This window comes from Stenotrophomonas beteli, from assembly GCF_001431665.1.
GTDB classification, from domain to species: domain Bacteria; phylum Pseudomonadota; class Gammaproteobacteria; order Xanthomonadales; family Xanthomonadaceae; genus Stenotrophomonas; species Stenotrophomonas beteli.
On sequence record NZ_LLXV01000058.1, the window covers coordinates 1 to 20,326 of the forward strand.

The 20,326-nt window shown below is 67.5% G+C and carries 16 protein-coding genes; 9 read left to right on the forward strand and 7 right to left on the reverse strand.

What is annotated here, in order from left to right; translation table 11 throughout:
- Nucleotides 1-497 precede the first annotated feature (497 nt).
- A complete protein-coding gene (pdxY, locus tag ARC23_RS15765) occupies nt 498-1,406 on the forward strand; it encodes a pyridoxal kinase (RefSeq protein ID WP_057498078.1) in 909 nt (302 codons plus the stop codon).
- Entirely contained in the window at nt 1,403-2,527 is a 1,125-nt protein-coding gene (locus ARC23_RS15770) for a prephenate dehydrogenase (protein WP_057498079.1), read from the forward strand. Before pdxY ends, ARC23_RS15770 begins: the two co-directional genes overlap by 4 nt.
- A gap of 259 nt (nt 2,528-2,786) precedes the next feature.
- Here ARC23_RS15770 and ARC23_RS15775 read toward each other — a convergent pair whose 3' ends face one another.
- From ARC23_RS15775 to ARC23_RS15795, 5 genes are all read right to left on the reverse strand, one after another.
- The gene (locus ARC23_RS15775; protein WP_057498080.1) at nt 2,787-2,981 is read right to left on the reverse strand and encodes a hypothetical protein; all 195 of its coding nucleotides are present in this window, start codon (nt 2,979-2,981) and stop codon (nt 2,787-2,789) included.
- A 70-nt stretch (nt 2,982-3,051) separates the two neighbouring features.
- On the reverse strand, nt 3,052-4,824 hold the full coding sequence (locus tag ARC23_RS15780) for an ABC transporter transmembrane domain-containing protein (RefSeq protein ID WP_057498081.1): 1,773 nt from the start codon (nt 4,822-4,824) through the stop codon (nt 3,052-3,054).
- On the reverse strand, nt 4,817-5,413 hold the full coding sequence (locus tag ARC23_RS15785) for an IMPACT family protein (protein WP_057498082.1): 597 nt from the start codon (nt 5,411-5,413) through the stop codon (nt 4,817-4,819). Before ARC23_RS15785 ends, ARC23_RS15780 begins: the two co-directional genes overlap by 8 nt.
- Nucleotides 5,414-5,453: 40 nt before the next feature.
- On the reverse strand, nt 5,454-6,425 hold the full coding sequence (locus ARC23_RS15790) for a hypothetical protein (protein ID WP_057498083.1): 972 nt from the start codon (nt 6,423-6,425) through the stop codon (nt 5,454-5,456).
- Nucleotides 6,422-6,940, reverse strand: coding sequence for an RNA polymerase sigma factor (locus tag ARC23_RS15795; RefSeq protein WP_238985259.1), 519 nt, complete (start codon nt 6,938-6,940; stop codon nt 6,422-6,424). Before ARC23_RS15795 ends, ARC23_RS15790 begins: the two co-directional genes overlap by 4 nt.
- 247 nt (nt 6,941-7,187) lie before the next feature.
- Between ARC23_RS15795 and ARC23_RS15800 the strand changes: the two genes are divergently transcribed.
- Complete coding sequence (locus ARC23_RS15800) at nt 7,188-10,028, forward strand: bifunctional diguanylate cyclase/phosphodiesterase (protein ID WP_057498085.1); 2,841 nt, start codon at nt 7,188-7,190, stop codon at nt 10,026-10,028.
- 19 nt (nt 10,029-10,047) lie between these two features.
- Here the strand turns inward: ARC23_RS15800 and ARC23_RS15805 are convergent, their stop codons facing one another.
- Together ARC23_RS15805 and ARC23_RS15810 are read right to left on the reverse strand one after the other, a co-directional pair.
- Nucleotides 10,048-10,641, reverse strand: a complete 594-nt coding sequence (locus ARC23_RS15805; protein ID WP_057498086.1) for an LOG family protein — start codon at nt 10,639-10,641, stop codon at nt 10,048-10,050.
- A 161-nt stretch (nt 10,642-10,802) separates the two neighbouring features.
- A complete protein-coding gene (locus ARC23_RS15810) occupies nt 10,803-12,299 on the reverse strand; it encodes an aminotransferase class III-fold pyridoxal phosphate-dependent enzyme (RefSeq protein WP_057498087.1) in 1,497 nt (498 codons plus the stop codon).
- Between the two features lie 210 nt (nt 12,300-12,509).
- Between ARC23_RS15810 and queA the strand changes: the two genes are divergently transcribed.
- The 6 genes from queA to fabV all read left to right on the forward strand — a co-directional run bounded on the left by queA (nt 12,510) and on the right by fabV (nt 20,314).
- Entirely contained in the window at nt 12,510-13,577 is a 1,068-nt protein-coding gene (gene queA / locus ARC23_RS15815; RefSeq protein WP_012479927.1) for a tRNA preQ1(34) S-adenosylmethionine ribosyltransferase-isomerase QueA, read from the forward strand.
- Nucleotides 13,578-13,674: 97 nt separating this feature from the next.
- Nucleotides 13,675-14,805, forward strand: coding sequence for a tRNA guanosine(34) transglycosylase Tgt (gene tgt / locus ARC23_RS15820; protein ID WP_057498088.1), 1,131 nt, complete (start codon nt 13,675-13,677; stop codon nt 14,803-14,805).
- Nucleotides 14,806-14,938: 133 nt separating this feature from the next.
- Nucleotides 14,939-15,283: a preprotein translocase subunit YajC gene (gene yajC / locus ARC23_RS15825; RefSeq protein WP_057498089.1), complete on the forward strand. Its 345-nt coding sequence runs from the start codon at nt 14,939-14,941 to the stop codon at nt 15,281-15,283.
- Between the two features lie 61 nt (nt 15,284-15,344).
- Complete coding sequence (secD, locus tag ARC23_RS15830; RefSeq protein WP_057498090.1) at nt 15,345-17,201, forward strand: protein translocase subunit SecD; 1,857 nt, start codon at nt 15,345-15,347, stop codon at nt 17,199-17,201.
- Between the two features lie 16 nt (nt 17,202-17,217).
- On the forward strand, nt 17,218-18,198 hold the full coding sequence (secF, locus tag ARC23_RS15835) for a protein translocase subunit SecF (protein WP_057498091.1): 981 nt from the start codon (nt 17,218-17,220) through the stop codon (nt 18,196-18,198).
- 856 nt (nt 18,199-19,054) lie between these two features.
- Nucleotides 19,055-20,314, forward strand: coding sequence for an enoyl-ACP reductase FabV (fabV, locus tag ARC23_RS15840; protein WP_057498092.1), 1,260 nt, complete (start codon nt 19,055-19,057; stop codon nt 20,312-20,314).
- The last annotated feature ends 12 nt before the right edge of the window (nt 20,315-20,326 follow it).

Sequence of the window (20,326 nt, forward strand, 5' to 3'; positions counted from 1 at the left end):
GCAACACCAACAGAAGAAGCTGGTTATCCGTGGATTGGCGGGGTGGGTCCGGTTGCGGGGGACGCCGTGAATACGTCCCTGTAGGCTCGGTCGCGCCATCCATGGCGCTCACGCCCCCGCAACCGGACCCATCCCGCCTTCGACAGTTTTCCGCGTTCTGTCAGGACAGCTCGTGGGGTCAGATCCGTTTTCCGAAGGAAAACGGATCTGACCCCGATTTATTTCGGTATCCCACAGATGTGCCGACCAACGGTCGGCACCCACCAACAGTCGCGGGAATCTGTCAGAGGCGGGGCGGTGTGGGTGGGCAGGACCGTTGGCGCCATGGATGGCGCCATCGAGCCCCCATGATGGGTTTACGGCGTGTCCTGACCACCCACACCGCCCCGCCATCCCACGGAATGCGGCTCTTGATCTTGCTTCGGCTTCGGCTTCGGCTTCGGCAGGTGCAGGGCTGCAAGCCCTGCCGAAAACCCCCTTGGGCGTAGAATGCGGCCATGAGCGAATCCCTTGATAACCACCTGGTCCACGGCCGCCGCCAGCGCCCCGATGGCCCGTCGCCGATCGATGTCATCTCGGTCCAGTCGCAGCTTGTCTACGGCCACGCCGGCAACAGTGCCGCCATACCGCCAATGCGTGCGCTCGGCGTGCGCGTGGCGGAAATTCCGACCGTCCTGCTCAGCAACGCGCCGTTCTATGAAACCACCCGTGGCCGCGTGCTGCCCGCCGACTGGTTCGCCGACCTGCTGCTCGGCACCGGCGAGCGCGGCCTGCCGCAGCGGGCGAAGATGCTGGTGTCCGGCTACTTCGGCAGCACCGCCAATGGTGCCGCCTTCGCCGACTGGCTGGACGAGATCCTGCCCGGCTGCCCGCAGCTGCGCTACTGCCTGGACCCGGTGATCGGCGATACCCATACCGGTCCCTACGTGGAGCCCGGCCTGGAAGCGATCTTCGCGCAGCGCCTGTTGCCGCATGCCTGGCTGGTGACGCCGAATGCATTTGAACTCAATCGCCTCACCGGCATGCCGGCGTTGGCCGAAGGCGATGCCATTGCCGCCGCACGCACGCTGCTGGATCGTGGCCCGCACTGGGTGATCGCGCACAGCGTCGGCGGCAATCCGGGCGAACTGGTGACGCTGGCGGTCGGTCGCGAGGAAACCTGGCGCTGGACCTCGCCGCTGCTGCCGGTGGATGTGGCCGGCACCGGTGATGTGCTGATGTCGCTGGTGGTGTCGTTCCTGCTGCGCGGCGAATCGATGCAGCAGGCGATCTCGCGTGCGATTGCCGGCACCCATGCGGCGCTGGAGGCGACGCTGGAAAGCGGCTTCGAGGAATTCGACGTGATCGCCGCAGCGCCTGCCGCGCTGGCCGAGGGTACGCGCTTCCGCGCCGAACGCGTGGCATGAGCGGCCTGCTCGAACGCACGCCGCGCACGGTCGGCATCATCGGCAGTGCCGGCGCCTACGGGCGCTGGCTGAGCCGCTTCTTCCAGCAGCACATGCAGCTGCAGGTGATCGGCCACGATCCGGCCGATCCGGACTCGCATACGCCGGAACAGCTGCTGGCGCAGGCCGACGTACTGGTGTTCTCGGCACCGATCCGGTACACGCCGGGGTTGATTGCCGAGTACGTGCGGCAGTCGGCCGGCCGCGAGCAGGACCGGCTGTGGCTGGACGTGACCTCGGTGAAGGAAGCGCCGGTCCAGGCGATGTTGGCCTCTCAAGCCGAAGTGGTCGGCCTGCACCCGATGACCGCACCGCCCAAGGCGCCGACCCTGAAGGGCCGGGTGATGGTGGTCTGCGAAGCGCGGCTGCGGCACTGGCAGCCATGGGTCGATTCGCTGTGCACTGCGCTGCAGGCTGAATGCGTGCGGGCCACGCCGCAGCATCATGACCAGATGATGGCGCTGGTGCAGGCGATGGTGCACGCCACTCATCTGGCCCAGGCCGGGGTGCTTCGCCAGTACCAACCACACCTGGGTGATCTGGCCGCAATGATGCCGTATCGCTCTGCGTCGTTCGAGCTGGATACGGCGATCATCTCGCGCATCCTGTCGCTGAACCCGGCGATCTACGAAGACATCCAGTTCGGCAACCCGTACGTGGCGCCGATGTTGGAGCGGCTGGTCGGCCAGCTGCAGTCCCTGCAGGCGCAGGTCGGGCAGGGCGACGACGGTGCACGTGGCGCATTCCGGGAGCAGCTGCTGTCGGCCAACCGCCGTGCCTTCGGTGAGCAGGCGCTGGCCGAGGGCAACTACACCTTCGAACGCGTGGGCTATCTGCTGGCGGACCTGACCGAGCGCAACGCGCTGTCGGTGCATCTGCCCGAAGACCGCCCGGGTTCGCTGCGTGAACTGCTGAATGTGTTCGAGCAGCACCGCATCAGCCTGGCCTCGATCCATTCCTCGCGCACGCCAGGCGGTGAAGTGCATTTCCGCATCGGGTTCGTGGCCGGCAGCGATCCGGCGGCGATCACCCGGGCGGCGGCCGAGGTGGACGCCAGCGGTATCGGACGGGTGCTGGGTTGAGCACATTCATCCACAGGCGGTGTGGATGGTTTCTGAGCAAAGGTGTGGATAACCGCGCGCAGGCCTTGGCAGGCAACGCTGTCAAGATGGTTGGTGAAAAATTGATCACGCTTTTTGTGGAGTCGAGCCATGCTCGACTGCCGTTGGCAAAAAGCGTGTCGACCAAGGTCGACAGCTACCAGAGCGGGGGATGGAAATCCGGTATTGCGAGAGCGGGGCGGCACGAAATGCGGTAGCGCCGGGCCATGCCCGGCGAACCTCAGATCGTCAGCCTGAGCTCACCACCGCTGGTGGTGAACTCACGGCCATTGCGCACCAGCGGGCGCCCATCATCCAGCTCGTAGCGCGGCGTGGCTTCGGAATGATGCCCGCTGCCATTCGCCTCGGGCTTGAACTCGATGATGACGTGGCTTTCGCCGTGGCTGTCGACGGCGGGGAACTGACGGAACGACATCGCGCACCTCCTCCAGTGGATGCTGTTGATGCGCTGCCAGCTTCGCCCCGCCGTTGTTAGGCGGCCGTCATCAATCGATGAACTGCAGTCGTGCCAGTTCAGCGTACAGGCCGCCTTCGGCCAGCAGCTGTGCATGTGTACCTTCGGCCACGATGCGCCCCTGATCCATCACCACGATGCGGTCGGCCTTGAGCACGGTGGCCAGGCGATGTGCGATGACCAGCGTGGTGCGACCGGCCATCAACCGCTCCAGCGCCTGCTGCACGCCGTACTCGCTCTGTGCATCCAGGGCGCTGGTGGCTTCGTCCAGCAGCAGGATCGGTGCGTCCTTCAACAGTGCACGGGCAATCGCCACGCGCTGCTGCTGGCCGCCGGACAGGCGCGCGCCGCGCTCGCCCAGCTCGCTGTCGTAGCCATGCGGCAATGCGCGCAGGAAGCCATCGGCCTCGGCCGCGCGCGCGGCCTCCTCGACTTCGGTGTCGCTGGCCTGCAGGCGGCCATAGCGGATGTTGTCGCGTGCACTGGCCGCGAACAGCGTGGGCTGCTGCGGCACCAGCGCCAGCTGCGCGCGCAGTTCGGCCGGATCGACCTGGCGCACGTCGATGCCATCCACGCAGATGCGGCCGGCGGCCGGGTCATGGAAGCGCAGCAACATCGACAGTACCGTGCTCTTGCCAGCGCCGGAGGGGCCGACCAGGGCCACGGTCTCGCCGGGGCGCACGTGCAGGTTGAAGTGGTCCAGCGCGGCCTGGTCCGGCCGCTGCGGGTAATGGAACACCACGTCATCGAACTGGATCTCGCCGCGCAGCGGTTGCGGCAGCACGTGTGGCTGCGCCGGTGCACGGATCTCGATGTCTTCCTGCAGCAGCTCGCCGATGCGGCCCATGCCGCCGGCCGCGCGCTGCAGCTCGTTCCAGACTTCGGCCAGCGCACCCACCGAGCCACCGCCAATGAGCGCGTACAGCACGAACTGGCCCAGGGTACCAGCGCTGAGGCGACCGTCGATGACATCGTGCGCGCCCAGCCACAGCACGCCGACGATGGCGCCGAACACCAGCAGGATGGCGCTGGCGGTGACCAGCGATTGCGCGCCGATGCGGCGCCGTGCGGCCTTGATGGCATCGCCCAGCGCATGGTCGAAGCGGCCACGCTCGTACGGCTCGCGTGCGTGCGCCTGGACCGTGCGCACCGCCCCCAGCGTCTCGCTGGCCAGGCTGTTGGCATCGGCGATGCGATCCTGGCTGCTGCGCGCAACGGTGCGCAGCTTGCGTGCACCGATGATGATCGGCAGCACTGCCAGCGGAATGCCCAGCAGCGACCATGCCGCCAGGCGCGGGCTGGTCACGAACAGCATCGCCAGGCTGCCGACCACGGTGACGCTGCTGCGCAGGGCCACCGACATGGTGGAGCCGACCACGCTGCGCAGCAGCTCGCTGTCGGCGGTCAGGCGCGAGACCAGCTCGCCGCTGCGGCTGCGGTCATGGAAGCCGGCACCGAGCTGGATCAGGTGCGCGTACAGGCGGCTGCGCAGGTCGGCCACGACCTTTTCGCCCAGCAGCGAGACGAAATAGAAGCGCGCGGCGGTGGCCAGTGCCAGCACCACGGCGACCAGCATCAACAGGGCAAAGGCGCGATTGATCTGGCCGCCGCTGCTGAAGCCATGGTCGATCATCTGCTTCACCGCCGGCGGCAGGCTCAGCGTGGCCGCCGAAGACACCGCCAGGGCCAGCAGCCATGCACTGAACAGGCCGCTGTGGCGGCGCACGAAAGGCCACAACGTGCGCAGGCTGCCGAGGCGGCGCAACGGCGGGGTCGAGGCGGGGGCGCCGTCCTTGTCAGTCATCCTGGTCGTCGTCTTGTATGCGGATACGGTCACGGGTGGCGTCGCGCAGGCGGATTTTCAATGCGTTGGCCTGATCGGCGGGCAATTCGACCCGCAGGCACACGCCGTTGGCATCGAACTGTTCATCACGCTTTTCGGCGCCGAAGGCGGGCAGGGCGGCATGCAGGGTACCCAGGTCCTCGAAGCCGGCCAGCAGCTGCAACCGGGCCATGGCCACCAGCGGCAGCCGCGGCGCGGTACGCAGGCACTCGGCGGCGGCGCCACCATAGGCGCGCACCAGGCCACCGGCACCGAGCTTGATGCCGCCGTACCAGCGCGTCACCACCACCATCACCCGGTCGAAGCCCTGGCCGTCGATCGCGGCCAGGATCGGCCGCCCGGCGGTGCCCGCAGGCTCGCCGTCGTCGCTGGAGCGATAGTCCTGGCCGTGCCGGTAGGCCCAGCAGTTGTGCGTGGCATCGGCCACCGCCACCTGCTGCAGGAACGCCAATGCCGCAGCGGCACCGTCGATCGCCGTGGCGTGGGCGATGAAGCGGCTGTGCTTGACGTCCAGTGTGTGGCTGACCGGCTGGGCGAGGGTATCGGGCATCCCGCTCATTCTACGGGGTTGCGCGCCGTGACCGCCGCTTTCACTCGTCCAGCAGCGGGCGCAGGTCGCGCGGCAGGCGTGCTTCCGGATACTGCTGCACGTAGCGCTCCAGGCTGGCGCGGGCAAGATCACGTTGGCCCTGGTCGCGGCGTTCGCGGATTTTCTGCAGCCATTGCCGGCGCGGCAGGCGGGCGTCGGCGTCCACTTCAGCCTGTGCGGCGTCCGCGCTCAGGCCCGCATTGCCGCTGCGGCGCATGACGCCGGGCGCCGACCGGCTGGTGGCGACGCGCTTGCTCGCGGTGACCTCGACGCGATCCAGTGCCGGCGCCTGTTCGGCGCCTGCCGCGCTGGCCATCGGTACCGCATCGCTGTCTGCCTTCATGGCCGCGGCCGCAGCCGGTGCGGAGGCTGGTGCCGGTGCCGAGTACGCAACGGGTGCAGCAGGCGCGGGCGGGGCGGGTGGCGGCAGCGCTGCAAAAGACGTATCGGCGGCCGGTTCCGCACTACGTGCGCGGGCGGCCTGCGCCTTCGCCGGTGCCACGGGTGGCGCTGGCGTGGCTTCTGCGGGCACGGGCCTGGCTGCACGGGCGATGGCCGGCGCAGGAGCAGCAACGGGCGCCGCCTGCGGGGCTGCCGGTGCTGCAACGGCCGGTTCGGGGAGTGCCATCGCTGCATCCGCTGCACGGCTTTCAGCGGCCTGATCGGCGGCAGCCGGTGCCGCAGCAACCACCGCTTCGCTGGCCGGGATCGGCGGTGGCTCGGGGCGCAGCTGCCAGGCGATGCCGATGGCGAAGACCATCGACGCGGCGATGCCGAACACTGCCGGCCAGCGTGGCCGCCTGCGTGGCGTGCGCGGCGCCGCAGCGGTATCGACGGCGGGCGCGTCCACCGCTGCGCGTGCGTCGGCCAGGATGACGGCATCCAGCGCGGCCGGCGGTGCCTGTTCAGCGCGGCGGCCGAGCAGGCGTGCCAGTTCGCGTTCTTCCGGCGTCAGCGGTTCGTCTCGGTTCATGCGTTCAATCCCGCACGCAGCTTGTCCATCGCATAGCGCAGCCGCGATTTCACGGTTTCCCGGCCTACGCCGGTGATCTGGCCGATCTCCTCCAGGCTCAGTTCCTGATCCAGCCGCAGCTGCAGCACTTCGCGCTGCTCGGGCGGCAGTTCTTCCATCGCCCGTTGGATGCGGCGACGCTGTTCGAATTCGGACAGTTCAGCTTCCGGGGTCTGCCCATCCTCAAGCGCGGCCAGGCGCAGGTCGGCGTCGGCCGGTGCCGCCGGGCGATGGCGGGCGGCGCGCCAGTGATCGTTCAGGCGGTTGTGTGCGATACGGAACAGCCAGGTGCTGAACGCGGCTTCAGGTTGCCAGCCGGCGCGGGCACTGATGACCCGTTGCCACACATCCTGGAAGATCTCCTCGGCCAGCGCGTTGTCGCGCAGCTGCCGCAGCAGGAAGCCGAACAGGCGCTTGCGGTGGCGCGCATACAGGCTCTCGAACGCATGCAGATCGCCACCGGCCCAGGCCAGCATCAAGGCTTCATCGGTTGGCAGTGCGCTGGCTTCCACGGCATACAGGGTAAGGCCTGGAGGCGGTGGCGCATAGCCGGTGGGGAGGGCGGCAAGGGCGAGGGTCATGGCAGGGAAGGGGAGGCGGGCAACAGGAAAAACGCACGGGCGCACGATTCGGGGTTCGCGGGCTTCCATTGCCCCCCGGGTGGCGCGCTATGCTCGTCGGCTCAGGGGAGGTGCCGCTCAGACGGTGCCAAGAGATTGTCATTTGTCCACGCATGTTGAACCGGCGGAAGAGGCACCACACGAGGCCGTGCTGAGCACGGCGCTGGTGCGCGCATTGCATGGGCTGTTGCCCGATCCGGCCGTGGTCCGGGTCGGCTGGGACGATCCGCAGCTGGGCAGCGGCGAAGCCGGCTGGCCGCCCATTGCCGCGGCCGCAGGCGCCGCGATCCGGGCAGGCGACGACGGCAGCCACGGCTGGGTGCACGATGGCGCGCGCCTACGCTTGTCGGTGGAGGGCGCGGCACCTTCCGCAGCATGGTGGGGGCTGGCCCGGCAGGCCATGGAGCTGGCCCTGCAGCGGGGCCGCCAGGCCGGCCAGATCAAGGCGCTGGAAGAGGCCGAGCGCCTGCAGCAGGCGCTGTTCCAGATCGCCGACCTGGCCGGTGCCGACCTGGAAATGGCCGAGATGCTGCGCCATGTGCACGGCGTGCTGGGCACGCTGATGTACGCGGAGAACTGCTACATCGTCGAGTACGACGACGCACGCGACCAGATCCGCTTCCTGTATTTCGCAGACCAGGTGGATGACTTCGTGGCTGATCCCTCGCAGAGCCACGACGCCAGCGAGATGCCGCGCAGCCTGACAGTGGCGCTGTTGCGCCATGGCAAGCCGCTCAGTGGCCCTTCGCGTGAGCTGCTGGCCCGCGTGGTCGAGCAGGAGCACGATCCGCAGCGGGGGCCGGAGAGCCTGGACTGGCTGGGCGTACCGATGCTGCGCGACGGCCGGGTGTGCGGCGCCATCGTGGTGCAGAGCTATGAACGGGGGGCCCGCTATGGTGAAGCCGAGCGTGCCCTGCTGGGCTTCGTTGCCCAGCACGTGCAGACCGCAATGGACCGGCGCCAGGCCCAGGTGCGCCTGGAGCAGCAGGTGGAGCGGCGCACGCAGGAACTGCAGCGCGCCAACCGCAGCCTGCAGGACGAAGTGGCCGAGCGCCGCCGCGCCGAGCAGTTGCAGACCGCGCTGTACAACATCGCCGAAATGGCGATGTCGGCCGACAGCCTGGCCCAGTTCTACGGCCAGGTGCATGGCGTGGTCGGGCGCCTGCTCGACGCCCGCAACTTCTACATCGCGCTGGTCAATGCCGCCGGCAATGGGCTGGACTTCGTCTACTCGGTGGATGAACACAACGCCAGCCGGGCACCGCGCCCGTTCAGCCGCGGGCTGACCGAATACGTGGTGCGCAACCGGCGGCCGTTGCTGGCCTCGCGCGCGCAGATCGATGCACTGCTGGCCGCTGGCGAGGTGCGGGAACACGGCGCGCGCTCGCACTGCTGGCTGGGCGTGCCGCTGCTGCGCGACGACGAGGTGGTCGGTGCGATCGTGGTGCAGAGCTACAGCAGGAACAGCACCTTCAGCGTGCACGACCAGCGCCTGTTGACGTTCGTGGCGCACAACATCGGTACCGGGCTGGCCCGCCAGCGCGACCAGCAGCGGCTGCGTTCGGCGCATGCCGAGCTTGAGAAGCGCGTGGAAGAGCGCACCCGCGAGCTGGCCGAGGTCAACGAGAAGCTGCTCGGCCAGATTGGCGAGCGCCTGCGCGCGGAACAGCGGCTGACCCACCAGGCGATGCACGACGCGTTGACCGGGCTGCCCAACCGACTGCATCTGCTGGATCGGCTGCAGGACGCACTGGCGCTGGCCCGGCGCGAGGGTGGGCCGGTGTTCGCCGTGCTGTTCCTCGATCTGGACCGCTTCAAGCTGGTCAACGACAGCATCGGCCATGCCGCGGGCGACCGCATGCTGGTGGAAGTGGCCAAGCGCATCGTATCGATGGCGGGTACCGGCGACGTGGTGGCGCGGCTGGGCGGCGACGAGTTCGCGGTGCTGCTGCAATGCCCGCAGGGCCTGGCACAGGCGTTGGACTTCGGCCAGCGGTTGCTGCTGGCCCTGCAGGAATCGATGTGGATCGCCGGGCGCGAACTGTTCCCGTCCGGAAGCCTTGGCATTGCCTTGTGGAACCCGCGCTACCGCACCGGCGAGGAGCTGCTGCGCGATGCCGATGCGGCGATGTACCGGGCCAAGGCGCAGGGCCATGATCGCTGCGCGATCTTCGATGAGGACATCCGCGAGCAGGCCATGCGCAGCCTCGACCTGGAGGCGGATCTGCGCCGAGCCATCAACAACCGCGACTTCGTGCCGTTCTACCAGCCGATCGTGCGCCTGAGCGACGGCGAGGTGGTCGGCCACGAAGCGCTGCTGCGCTGGCAGCATGAGCGGCGCGGCCTGCTGCTGCCCGGCGCGTTCCTTGAACTGGGCGAGGAGAGTGGCCTGATCGAGCAGGTTGACTGGCTGATCTACGAGCAGGTCATCGCCGGCCTGGCTGAAGGCGGGCAGGGCTACGTCTCGGTGAACGTATCGCCGCGCCATTTCCGTTCGGCCGGTTTCAGCACCCGCCTGTTCGGCCTGCTTGATGCCTGCGGCGCCGACCCGCGCCGGCTGCGGCTGGAGATCACCGAGGTGGCGCTGCTGGACGATGGCCCGCACACGCTACGCATCCTGCAGGGCCTGCGCGAGCGTGGCATCCAGGTGCAGCTGGACGATTTCGGTACCGGCTTCTCGGCGCTGTCCTACCTGCACCGTTTCCCTATCAGCACGTTGAAGATCGACCAGAGCTTCATTGCCGGGCTGCACGGCAATGAAGTGCACAGCACGCGCGCGCTGGTTGAAGGTGTACTGTCGCTGGCGCGCACGCTGGGCATTGAAACCATCGGCGAAGGCATCGAAACCGAAGCGCAGCGGCAGGCCCTGCGCGAACTCGGCTGCGACTACGGGCAGGGCTACCTGCTGGGCCGGCCCGCGCCGTGGGCGCACGCGGCCGCCTGAGCGAACGCGTGCTACGGCCTCAACGCAGGGCGGCGCGGCGCTTCTCGTCGATCCACTTGGACGCCTGGGCCGGCTGGTAATTGCGCATCCAGGCCAGCATCGCGTCGATGTCCGAGCCGTACCACAGGTCCTGGCGCTGGTCCGGGTGCAGGAAGCGCTCTTCCACCATGCGATCGATCATGCCGATCAGCGGCGCGTAGAAGCCGTCCACATCGAGGAAGGCGCACGGCTTGTTGCCGATGCCCAGCTGGCGCCAGGTCAGCATCTCGAAGATCTCTTCCAGGGTGCCGAAGCCGCCGGGCAGGGCGACGAAGCCATCGGCCAGGTCGAACATGCGCGACTTGCGCTCATGCATCGAGCCGACGATCTCCAGCTCGGTCAGGCCGCGATGGGCCACTTCCCAGTCGGCCAGCTGGCGCGGAATCACGCCGGTCACTTCGCCGCCAGCAGCGAGTACGGCATTGGCCACGGTACCCATCAGGCCGACGTTGCCGCCGCCGTACACCAGGCGCAGGCCGTCGCGGGCGATACGGTCGCCCAGCGCAATGGCGCGTTCGGTGTAGGCCGGCTTGCTGCCAGCGTTGGAGCCGCAGTACACACAGATCGATTTCATGGATATTCCTGTTTCTTGCCGGAAACGAAAACGCCCCGCCGGCAACCGGGTCAGCGGTTGCGGGCGGGGTGTGTCGGGATTATGGGGCCTTGGGCGGGGTTGTGCCCAACTGCGCGCTGTCCGTCGGGCCCGGTAGCGTCGAGCGTGCTCGACGCTACAGGTTACGCGGCTGCGGCCTGCTCGCGGCGCGGGCCTTCACGCAGGGCGCGGCCGACCATGCCCACCAGCAGGTCCAGCTCCTCGCTGTCCATGCCGAAATGCGGGGTGAAGCGCAGCGAGTTCTCGCCACCGTGGATCACGTTGATGCCGTGCTGGCGCAGCCATTCCTCGGTGGAATGGGCGCCGTAACACTTGAACTGCGGGGCCAGCTCGCAGGAGAACAGCAGGCCGGTGCCCTGCACCTTGGTGATCAGGCCGCCCAGTTCGCTCTTGAGCTGTTCCAGCTTGCGCACCGCTTCGGCACCGCGTTCGGCGATGTTGGCACGCACCTGCGGCGTCAGCTGCGCCAGAGTGGCACAGGCCACGTCCAGCGCGCGTGGGTTGCTGGTCATGGTGTTGCCGTAGATGCCCTTGCGGTACAGCTGCGCGGCGTGCTCGGTCACCGCCAGCACCGACAACGGGTACTGCGCGGCGTTGAGCGCCTTGGAGTAGGTCTCCATGTCCGGCGGATCCAGGCCTTCGAAGCCCGGGTAATCGACCACCGACAGCACGCCATGCGCGCGCAGGCCAGCCTGGATCGAGTCCAGCAGCAGCAGGCTGCCGTGCGCACGGGTCAGCTCACGGGCCACGGCATAGAAGGACGGCGGCACCGAACGGCCTGGGTCGCCTTCGCCCATCACTGGCTCCAGGAACACCGCTTCGATGAACCACTGGTTGCGCGCGGCGTCCTCGAACACCTTGCGCAGGCCGGCCTCGTCGTACGGCGCCACGGTGATCACCGAGTCCTCGCCACGGTAGCTGGCCAGGTGCTGCAGGTAGCTCTTGCGGCTGGAATCGGAGTAGAGGGCAGGGCGGTCGGTGCGGCCATGGAAGCTGCCCTTGACCACCACGCGCTTGATCGCGGCGCCGGCGTGGCGTGCGCCCGGGTCGGTCTGCAGCTTGGCATTGACGTCGGCGATGCGCGCGGCCAGGCCGACCGCCTCGGAGCCGGAATTGAGGCACATGAAACGGGCGAACGGGCAGCCGCCACGGCGGTGGCCGATCTCGGCGCGCAGGGCGGTGATGAAGCGCTGCTGCGACAGGCTGGGGGTCATGATGTTGGCCATCACCTGCGGGCGCGACATCGCCTCCAGTACGGCATCCGGGGTATGCCCGAAGCCGAGCATGCCGTAGCCGCCAGCGTCGTACAGCACGGCACCCTTCAGGGTGACCACCCACGGGCCGCGCGCAGCGAGCGCCACGTACGGGGTCACTGCATCATCGGCGTAGAAATTGACGAAACCGTCCTGCATCGCATCGATCTGCGCCTGTTCGTCCTGCGCCAGCAGCGGCCCCAGGTCGGCCTGCACGCGCGCGAATTCCTCGGCGGCGGCGTCCACGGCGGCAACAAGCTGCGGGTGGTTGGCGGACAGGGCGGTCAGCGTGGCATCGTCCAGGCCGGTGGTGAGACGGGTGCCGGGCTGGCTGCGCAGGGGGGCGAGGCGTTCGATGAAGCTCATTGCAGATCTCCTGAAACAATGGGTCGCACGGGTCTTCAAAAGCAAAACGCGCGTCATCACGCGCGCTTGGGGCAGGCTCGTGCAGCGGACTTCCAACTCGATGCTAGCACTTGTTTTTTTGCGCGATAACCCCGCAGAAACCTGCTGCATAGCAGCATTTTGCGCGACGTTCGCCGCGAAGCGCGCTGGCTCGCAGACGCTGGACGTACAATGCGCGCCATTGTCGACCTGTTGCCGCCCACTGCCTTGAAGAAGTCCGATTTCCACTACGACCTGCCGGCTGAACTGATCGCGCAGGCACCCCTGGCCGAACGTTCCGCCAGCCGCCTGCTGCTGGTGCCGCCGGCGCCCGATGCCTTCACCGATCTGCAGGTGCGCGACCTGCCGTCGCTGCTGCAGCCGGGCGACCTGCTGGTGTTCAACGATACCCGGGTGATCCCGGCGCGCCTGTTCGGGCAGAAGGCCAGCGGCGGCCGCGTCGAGATCCTGATCGAGCGCCTGCTCGGCGGCCAGCAGGCACGTGCCCAGGTGGGCGCCAGCAAGTCGCCGAAGGCCGGCAGCCGCATCGCGCTCGATGCCGGTGGTGAAGCCGAGGTGCTGGGCCGCGATGGCGAGTTCTACGTGCTGCAGTTCCATGTGCCGGAATCGCTGGAACAGTGGCTGCTGCACGCCGGTCGCCTGCCGCTGCCGCCCTACATCCAGCGCGAGCCGGGCGTGGACGACCGCGAGCGCTACCAGACCGTGTTCGCGCGCGAAGTGGGCGCGGTGGCGGCGCCGACCGCCGGCCTGCATTTCGACGAACCGCTGCTGGCCGCGCTGAAGGACAAGGGCGTGGAGTTCGGCCACGTCACCCTGCACGTGGGTGCCGGTACCTTCCAGCCGGTGCGTGCCGATGATCTGAAGGACCACGTGATGCACCGCGAGTGGCTGAACGTCGGCGCTGAACTGGTGCAGCAGGTACGCCGCACGCGCGCCGCCGGTGGCCGCGTGATTGGCGTCGGCACCACCGTGGTGCGCGCGCTGGAAAGCGCGATGCGCGATGGCGAGCTGCTGCCGTTCGCGGGGGAAACGCAGATCTTCATCACCCCTGGCTACCGCATCCGCAGCGTCGACGCCATGGTGACCAACTTCCATCTGCCGGAAAGCACCCTGCTGATGATGATCTCGGCCTTTGCCGGCAAGGAACGGGTGTTCGAGGCCTACCGGCACGCGATCGAGCAGCGCTACCGCTTCTTCAGCTACGGCGATGCGATGCTGCTGTTCCCGCAGGCGGGGTAGGGAAGCCTGGGCGGGCAGGGCCCCCTGTGGGTGCGCACCTTGGTGCGCACGCCTTCTTGGGGGACAATAGGCAACTATTTGCCCCAATGACCGCTCCATGTCCCGATTGCAGTTCCAGCTCCAGACCCGCGACGGCCGTGCCCGCCGTGGCCGCCTGACCTTCCCGCGCGGCACGGTGGAAACGCCGGCCTTCATGCCGGTGGGGACCTATGGCTCGGTCAAGGGCATCCTGCCGGACCAGGTGCGCGCGCTGGGCGCCGAGATCATTCTCGGCAACACCTTCCACCTGTACCTGCGCCCGGGCCTGGACATCATCGCCGACCACGGCGGCCTGCACGGCTTCTGCCGCTGGGACGGCCCGATCCTGACCGACTCCGGCGGCTTCCAGGTGTTCTCGCTGGCCCACCGCCGCAAGATCACCGAGCAGGGCGTGACCTTCGCCTCGCCGACCGACGGCGCCCGCGTGTTCCTGGGCCCGGAGGAGAGCATGAAGATCCAGAAGGTGCTCGATTCGGACGTGGTGATGATCTTCGACGAGTGCACCCCGTACCCGGCCACCGAGGATGTCGCCCGCCGTTCGATGGAGCTGAGCCTGCGCTGGGCCCAGCGCAGCCGCAACGCGCATGACGAGCTGAGCAACGACGCGGCCCTGTTCGGCATCGTCCAGGGCGGCGTGCATACCGACCTGCGCAGCCGCTCGGCCGAGGCCCTGCAGGCGATCGGCTTCGACGGCTATGCCATCGGCGGCCTGGCCGTGGGCGAGCCGGAACACGAGCGCAACGCCATGCTCGACCACCTGGACCCGGAGCTGCCGGGCGACCGCCCGCGCTACCTGATGGGCGTGGGCCGGCCGGAGGACCTGGTGGAAGGCGTGGCCCGCGGCGTGGACATGTTCGACTGCGTGATGCCGACCCGTAATGCGCGCAACGGCCACTATTTCACCTCGTTCGGCACCGTTCGCATCCGCAACTCCCAGTACGCGCGCGACATGGACCCGATCGAGCCGGGTTGCGGCTGCGTGGCCTGCACCGGCGGCTACACCCGCTCCTACCTGCGCCACCTGGACCGCTGCAACGAGATGCTGGCGCCGATGCTGGGCACCCTGCACAACCTGTTCTATTACGAAAAGCTCATGGCCGACATCCGGGCCGCGATCGAGGCGGGAACCTTCCTGGCCTTCCGCGAGTCCTTCTACGCGGCACGTGGGGCGGTGGCCCCGCCCCTGTAACCCGGACGCCCCCTGCCGAACGGCCCAAGGACGAACGCCTGGGGCCGTGGCATACTTCAAGGCTGACCCAGATCCGCGGTCGACACCCCCGCCCCTGAAGGGACGGGAGCGCCGCCCAACCAAAGGACCAACGATGAACCTGCTTGCCTTCCTGATTCCCGCCGCCCACGCCCAGGCCGCCGGCGGCCAACCGCAGGGCATGGGCCTGACCACGCTGCTGTTCCCGATCATCCTGATCGCCATCATGTACTTCCTGATGATCCGCCCGCAGATGAAGCGGCAGAAGGAGCACAAGGCCATGCTGGAGAAGATCAAGCGTGGCGACGAAGTGCTGACCAACGGCGGCATCGCCGGCGTCGTCACCGACATCGGCGACAACTTCATCACCATCGAAGTGGCCGACAACGTGCGCATCCGCGTGCAGAAGGGCGCTGTCGGCAACGTGCTGCCGGCCGGCACCCTGAAGTCGGCCCAGTAAGCCACTCCCTTTCCGATGCACAACCGCGGCGCCGGGGATGGCGCCGCGCGGGACCCAAGCAATGCTCGAATTTCCACGCTGGAAGTACGTCGTCATCCTGATCGTACTGGCGCTCAGCGCGCTGTACGCGCTGCCCAACATCTACCAGAAGGACCCGGCCATCCAGATCACCGCCAACCGTGGCGGCCAGATCGACGATGCGCTGCGGGACCGTGTGCTGGCCGACCTGAAAAAGGCCGGCATCGCCACCATCGGTGCCGAAAAGGAAGGGGAAAGCCTGATCGTCCGCCTGCCGGACCTCAAGGCGCAGTCCGCAGCCAGCGATGCGCTGCGTGACACCGTCGGTGAAAAGTACACCGTGGCCCTGAACCTGGCCTCGACCGTGCCGGACTGGCTGGCCAATCTTGGCGGCCGCCCGATGGTGCTGGGCCTGGACCTGCAGGGTGGCGTGCACTTCGTGCTGCAGGTCGACCAGAAGGCTGCCCTGGACAAGCGCCTGGATGCCTACACTGAAGACGTGCGCAGCACCCTGCGCGACGCCCGCATCGCCTACCAGTCGGTGGAGCGCCGCGCGGACAACAGCATCGTGGCCAACCTGAGCCCGTCCGCCGGTGACGACGCCGCGCAGCGTGCCCGCGCCGCCCTGGTCAAGGCGCAGCCGACCCTCGGCTACGACGTCAGCGGCAGTCGCATCACGGTGACCGTGCCGGAAGCAGAGATCACGCAGATCGCCAACGGTGCCATCGAGCAGAACATCAATACCCTGCGCAACCGCGTGAACCAGCTCGGCGTGGCCGAGCCGATCATCCAGCGCCAGGGTGCCGACCGCGTGGTCGTGCAGCTGCCGGGCGTGCAGGACACCGCCGAAGCCAAGCGCATGATCGGTGCCACCGCCACCCTGGAATACCGCGCGGTGGTGGAAGGCAACGCACAGGACGCAATCAGCTCCGGCCGCATCCCGCCGGAAGCCAAGGTCTACCAGCGCCGTGACGGCGGTGGCCCGATCCTGCTGAACAAGCGCGTGATCGTCACTGGCGACCAGATGGTCGGCGCGCAGGCGGTGACCGATTCGAACAGTGGCTCCCCGGCCGTCAGCGTGACGCTGAACAACGTCGGTGGCCAGCGCATGTTCGACTTCACCAGCGCCAACGTGAACAAGCCGATGGCGGTGGTCTACACCGAGCGCGTGCCGACCGTGACTGTCGTCGACGGCCAGGAAGTGCGCGGCTTCAAGGTCAACGAGGAGGTGATCTCGGTGGCCAACATCAACGGCGTGTTCGGCAAGAACTTCCAGACCACCGGCCTGCAGAAGAAGGAAGCCGAGGACCTGGCCAAGCTGCTGAAGTCCGGTTCGCTGGCCGCGCCGATGGACTTCGTCGAAGAGCGCGTGGTCGGCCCGAGCCTGGGTGCCGAGAACGTCAAGAACGGCATGCGCGCAGTGGTGTTCGCATTCCTGTTCACCCTGGTGTTCTTCAGCGTGTACTACCGCATGTTCGGCGTAATCACCTCGGCGGCGATGCTGTTCAACCTGCTGATCGTGGTGGCAGTGATGTCGCTGTTCGGCGCGACCATGACCCTGCCGGGCTTCGCCGGCCTGGCGTTGTCGGTGGGCCTGTCGGTGGACGCCAACGTGCTGATCAACGAGCGTATCCGTGAAGAGCTGCGTGCCGGCGTGCCGGGCAAGACCGCGATCGTGACCGGTTACGAGCGTGCCTCCGGCACCATCCTCGACGCCAACCTGACCGGCCTGATCGTCGGTGTGGCGCTGTTCGCATTCGGTACCGGTCCGCTGAAGGGCTTCGCGCTGACCATGATCATCGGTATTTTCGCCTCCATGTTCACCGCGATCACCGTGTCGCGTGCGCTGGCGACGCTGATCTACGGCCGCCGCAAGAAGCTCCAGAACGTGGCCATCTGACGGGACGACACGCACAATGAAACTGTTTCCGCTGCACATCCTCCCGAACGACACCAAGATCGACTTCATGCGTTGGCGTCATGTCGCCATGGCAGTCACCATCGTGGTGTTCCTGGCGTCGATCAGCATCATCGCGTTCAAGGGTTTCAACTACGCGCTGGACTTCACGGGCGGCACCCTGATCGAAGCCCGCTTCGACAAGCCGGTGGACGTCGAGCAGGTCCGCACCAAGCTCGAGCAGAATGGCTTCGACGGCGCCCAGGTGCAGAGTGTCGGTGGCAACACCGACCTGCTGATCCGCCTGGCTCCGCACGGCGAGCACGCCCCGGGTACCGGCGCTGCCGCCAGCGAAGACAAGGCTACGGCTGCGGCTGTGGTGAAGGCGCTGTCCTCGGCCGACAACCAGGCCACGATATTGCGCAACGAGTTCGTGGGCCCGCAGATCGGCAAGGACCTGGCGATGAATGGCCTGTACGCCACCATCTTCATGCTGGCCGGCTTCCTGATCTACATCGCGGTGCGCTTCGAATGGAAGTTCGCGGTCACCGCCAGCATCGTGGCGATGTTCGACCTGATCGTGACGGTGGCTTACGTGTCCCTGCTGGGCCGTGAGTTCGACCTGACCGTGCTGGCCGGCCTGCTGTCGGTGATGGGCTTTGCGATCAACGACATCATCGTGGTCTTCGACCGCGTCCGCGAGAACTTCCGCAGCCTGCGCGTGGACTCGATGGAAGTGCTGAACCGTTCGATCAACCAGACGCTGTCGCGTACGGTCATCACTGCGGTGATGTTCTTCCTGTCCGCGCTCGCCCTGTACCTGTACGGTGGCAGCTCGATGGAAGGCCTGGCCGAGACGCACATGATCGGCGCGGTGATCGTGGTGCTGTCCTCGATCCTGGTGGCGGTGCCGATGCTGACGATCGGCTTCCTGCGCGTCAGCAAGCAGGACCTGCTGCCGAAGGCGAAGGACGTCGAGGCCCTGGCCCGTCGCCCTTAAGCACCTGCGGCACGCAGCACACAGAGAGCCCCGCGCAAGCGGGGTTTTTTGTTGGCAGGGCTTGCAGCCCTGCACCTGCTCAATGCAACGGCAACGTCAAAAGCCGGAGCCGGCTTTCTGCTGGTTGGGCGGGCCATGTGGGTTGGCAGGATACGCCGTAAACCCCGCTCCGCGGTCTGGCCCAGCCGCTGGCGGCTGGGCGTTCGGGCGCTTGCGAAGCAGTGCTTCGCAAGCAAAGCGCCCTTACCCTTGGGGGCTCGATGGCGCCTTGCTCGTGTGCGCTGTCCTGCGCACACGGCAAGACCGGAGTTGGGCGTCCTGCCCAACCCGCCCGAGGCATGCCTCGGGCCCATGGCGCCAACGGTCCTGCCAACCCACATGGCCCCACCTCTGACAGATTCGTGCGGCTGTTGGCAGGTGTCGACCTTGGTCGACACCTCTGTCGGATATCGAGCAATCAAGATGGGGTCAGATCCGTTTTGCTCCGGAAAACGGATCTGACCCCACGAGCTTGCCCGACAGATCGCGGAAAACTGTCGAAGGCGGGGTGGGTCCGGTTGCGGGGGCGTGAGCCGCATGGATGCGGCGACCGAGCCTACAGGGACGTATTTACGGCGTCCCCCGCAACCGGACCCACCCCGCCAATCCTCAGGAACCCAGCTTCTGACGTTGCTTCTGCCCTGGCCGTTGCCTCTGCAGGTGCAGGGTGCAACCCTGCAAAAAGAAGCCCCACCCTACGCCAGCGTCGGTTGTGCAATCGCCCCCCGCGCACTACGATCCTGCGGTTCGCGCGCGCAGGCGCGCCCGTACTCCTGCTGAGCGCCCCGCGCGCCGCATCTGCCAACCCGAGGTATCCATGGTCATCAAACCGCGCGTCCGCGGCTTCATCTGCGTCACCACCCATCCGACCGGCTGCGAGGCTGCGGTCAAGCAGCAGATCGACTACATCCGCGCGCGTCCGCCGATCCAGAATGGCCCCAAGCGCGTGCTGGTGATCGGCGCCTCCACCGGCTACGGCCTGGCCGCGCGCATCACCGCCGCCTTCGGCAGCGGTGCCGCGACCCTGGGCATCTTCTTCGAGCGCCCGGGCAGCGAGACCAAGCCGGGCACGGCGGGCTGGTACAACTCGGCCGCGTTCCACAAGTACGCCGACGAAGCCGGCCTGTATGCCAAGAGCATCAACGGCGATGCCTTCTCCGATGAAGTGAAGGCAAAGACTATCGAAATGATCAAGGCCGATCTCGGCCAGGTCGACCAAGTGGTTTACAGCCTGGCCGCGCCGCGCCGCAAGCATCCGAAGACCGGCGAGATCATCAGCTCCACGCTGAAGCCGATCGGCGAGCCGATCACCCTGCGTGGCCTGGATACCGACAAGGAAGTGCTGACCGAGACCCACCTGCAGCCGGCTACCGCCGAAGAGATCGCCGGGACCGTCGCGGTGATGGGCGGTGAAGACTGGCAGATGTGGATCGACGCACTGGCCGATGCCGGTGTGCTGGCCAACGGCTGCACCACCACCGCCTTCACCTACGTGGGCGAAGAGATCACCCAGGCCATCTACTGGAACGGTTCGATCGGCGCCGCCAAGAAGGACCTGGACAACAAGGTGCTGGGCCTGCGCGAGAGGCTGGCGAAAATCGGTGGGGATGCACGCGTATCGGTGCTGAAGGCGGTGGTCACCCAGGCCAGCTCGGCCATTCCGACCATGCCGCTGTACCTGTCGCTGCTGTTCAAGGTGATGAAGGAAAAGGGCACCCACGAAGGCTGCATCGAACAGCTGGACGTGCTGTACGACATCCTCTACGGCGGCAAGGCCGACGGCGTGGCGATCGATCGCCTGCGCCACGACCTGGTCGATGGCGATGGCCGCACCGTTGCGCTGATCGATGAGGAAGGCCGCCTGCGCGCCGATTACAAGGAAATGGCTGCCGATGTGCAGGGCAAGGTCGTCGCGCTGTGGCCGCAGGTAACCAACGAGAACCTGTACGAGATCAGCGATCTGGCCGGTTACAAGGCCGATTTCCTGCGCCTGTTCGGTTTTGGGGTGGAGGGCGTGGACTACGAGGCCGACGTCAATCCGGACGTGAAGATCGACAACCTGGTCGACATGACCTGATCAACGAAAAGG

Coding starts and splice junctions, on each gene's coding strand:
- yajC (WP_057498089.1), top strand. CDS start 14,939: ATGAACCTGCTTGCCTTCCTGATTCCCGCCGCCCACGCCCAGGCCGCC.
- secF (WP_057498091.1), top strand. CDS start 17,218: ATGAAACTGTTTCCGCTGCACATCCTCCCGAACGACACCAAGATCGAC.
- pdxY (WP_057498078.1), top strand. CDS start 498: ATGAGCGAATCCCTTGATAACCACCTGGTCCACGGCCGCCGCCAGCGC.
- ARC23_RS15780 (WP_057498081.1), bottom strand. CDS start 4,824: ATGACTGACAAGGACGGCGCCCCCGCCTCGACCCCGCCGTTGCGCCGC.
- tgt (WP_057498088.1), top strand. CDS start 13,675: ATGTCCCGATTGCAGTTCCAGCTCCAGACCCGCGACGGCCGTGCCCGC.
- ARC23_RS15810 (WP_057498087.1), bottom strand. CDS start 12,299: ATGAGCTTCATCGAACGCCTCGCCCCCCTGCGCAGCCAGCCCGGCACC.
- queA (WP_012479927.1), top strand. CDS start 12,510: ATGCGCGCCATTGTCGACCTGTTGCCGCCCACTGCCTTGAAGAAGTCC.
- ARC23_RS15795 (WP_238985259.1), bottom strand. CDS start 6,940: ATGCTGGCCTGGGCCGGTGGCGATCTGCATGCGTTCGAGAGCCTGTAT.
- fabV (WP_057498092.1), top strand. CDS start 19,055: ATGGTCATCAAACCGCGCGTCCGCGGCTTCATCTGCGTCACCACCCAT.
- ARC23_RS15790 (WP_057498083.1), bottom strand. CDS start 6,425: ATGAACCGAGACGAACCGCTGACGCCGGAAGAACGCGAACTGGCACGC.
- ARC23_RS15785 (WP_057498082.1), bottom strand. CDS start 5,413: ATGCCCGATACCCTCGCCCAGCCGGTCAGCCACACACTGGACGTCAAG.
- secD (WP_057498090.1), top strand. CDS start 15,345: ATGCTCGAATTTCCACGCTGGAAGTACGTCGTCATCCTGATCGTACTG.
- ARC23_RS15775 (WP_057498080.1), bottom strand. CDS start 2,981: ATGTCGTTCCGTCAGTTCCCCGCCGTCGACAGCCACGGCGAAAGCCAC.
- ARC23_RS15805 (WP_057498086.1), bottom strand. CDS start 10,641: ATGAAATCGATCTGTGTGTACTGCGGCTCCAACGCTGGCAGCAAGCCG.
- ARC23_RS15770 (WP_057498079.1), top strand. CDS start 1,403: ATGAGCGGCCTGCTCGAACGCACGCCGCGCACGGTCGGCATCATCGGC.